This window comes from Arsenicibacter sp. R0_47 (assembly GCF_057652235.1).
This window is the reverse complement of sequence record NZ_JBYFCJ010000101.1, coordinates 1-911: the sequence shown is the minus strand read 5'-3', so window position 1 is coordinate 911 and position 911 is coordinate 1. Positions and strand designations below refer to the sequence as shown.

Annotated in this window: 1 protein-coding gene; it reads right to left on the bottom strand. The window is 38.2% G+C overall.

What is annotated here, in order from left to right; all coding sequences use genetic code 11:
- Positions 1-4 precede the first annotated feature (4 nt).
- Entirely contained in the window at positions 5-703 is a 699-nt protein-coding gene (locus AC23NW_RS36185) for a sensor histidine kinase (RefSeq protein WP_487455585.1), read from the bottom strand.
- Positions 704-911: the final 208 nt, after the last annotated feature.

Sequence of the window (911 nt, the reverse complement as noted above, 5' to 3'; positions counted from 1 at the left end):
TCGATCAGTTTGCGGATGATTTTAACTCACTAATCGAATTTATGACCATGCATAGGGTTTTATGAGAAAGCCCTGTAGCCATAAAGCCGTCCTTTATTGTCTCCGGAAAGCCAATACCTGTATCAACAACCAGCAGATAAGCCTCATTTTTAAGAGCACCGGTTTCAATGCGTACCACGCCTGACACTGGTGTAAACTTGACGGCATTCTGGATCAGGTTCCGTACTAATACAAGTAGTTGGTACTCATCTCCGGTGATAAATGCTTTATCAAACTTGGTTTCCAGCTTAAGTAGTTTGCTGGCAATATAGTGTTCATAGCTGTGCAGGGCATCTTCGGCTATATCAGAAAGGTTAAGCTGAACTTTGCGGCTGATAAGGGCATTTTGCTGAAGCATTGACCAGTGATAAATATTATCAAGCAGGCTCTGAATAGAATCAACAAGCGTACTCAGTTCCTGACTATGTTTCGATAATTCCCGGTTATTATCAACGCTGCTGCGCAACAACATGAGTTGTGTTTTCAACACCGCAATTGGGCTGCGCAGATCGTGCCCGATCATACCAAATGTTTTGTCTTTTAACTTACTAATTTCCGTCAACTTAAGATAGTCTCTGTGTAAAATTTGCCTTTCACGGATATTATTAACACTATTTTTAATTGTCAGTATTTTAACATAATAAATTAGTATAAAAAGAGCCATAAATACACTTAAACTATTTACTAGAAATCCCTGATTAATGGGTTTTACAGGAAATAATTCTATGTAGTACCGGCATACTATAAAGCTAAAAAAACCCAAGGCAGATAATACTATCGACTGTTTTTTATTTAAATGAGATGGTCTAATTTATCGGCACAGTGAACTTGCTTAACTTCGCAAGATCATGCAGCAACTAAGCAGACCTAAA